The sequence below is a fragment of the Arthrobacter terrae genome, from assembly GCF_015708085.1.
Lineage (GTDB): Bacteria > Actinomycetota > Actinomycetes > Actinomycetales > Micrococcaceae > Arthrobacter_M > Arthrobacter_M terrae.
Map to the genome: position 1 here is coordinate 1 of NZ_JADNYM010000063.1, position 689 is coordinate 689.

Here is a 689-nt window from a genome sequence, read left to right on the forward strand (position 1 = left end):
AACCAGGCCCGCATACGCCCGGTCACCCGGTACCGTTCCCGGCCGATCGCCAGCGGCTCCCCGGTATGCGGATGAATCAGCAACCTGATCATTTCAGGACACTCAGCAGCGAGCTGACGGGCCATATCCGGTGGAATCGGCCCGTAGCCTTCCAACTCAGCCGGTTCATCAGTTAACCCCAGCAAAGCGAACACCGGGACAGTGACCAAAACCTGCGCCCGCGGGAAAGGACACCCACCCACACTCCCAACCCCCTCATCAATCTCACCCGGGTCATCCACCTCATCCAACTCACCGAGATCCTCCAACTCACCCAGGTCCTCCAACTCACCCACGCCTCCAGGCTCACCGACGTCGATGACCACGGCAGGCCTGGCAGGCCCCGCAGGCCCGGCAGGCCTGGCAGGCCCGGTGAGGTCGATGACTGTGGTGTCTCCGGCGTCTCGAGCCTCTCCTGCGCCGCCCTCGACGGACCCAGCACGGGCCAAACCAGCTCCGGTGCCGTTGCCGTTGTCGTCGCCGTTGCTGTTTTGGCTGTTGTTGTTTTGGGCAATAGTGTGCGGGGTGGTGTTGTTGAGTAGCCAGTCGGCGGCGATGTCCAAACGCAGCTGGGTCAGTGTCCGGGGTTCATCCGGGCCCTGGGCCGCACGGGCGGCCTTGGTCGCCCGATTCCAGATCCCCTGAGCCGT

Annotated in this window: 1 pseudogene; it reads right to left on the reverse strand. The window is 64.6% G+C overall.

Annotated features, from left to right (window positions below):
* Window positions 1-689: pseudogene (locus IV500_RS21160) on the reverse strand (hypothetical protein); the annotation flags it as partial.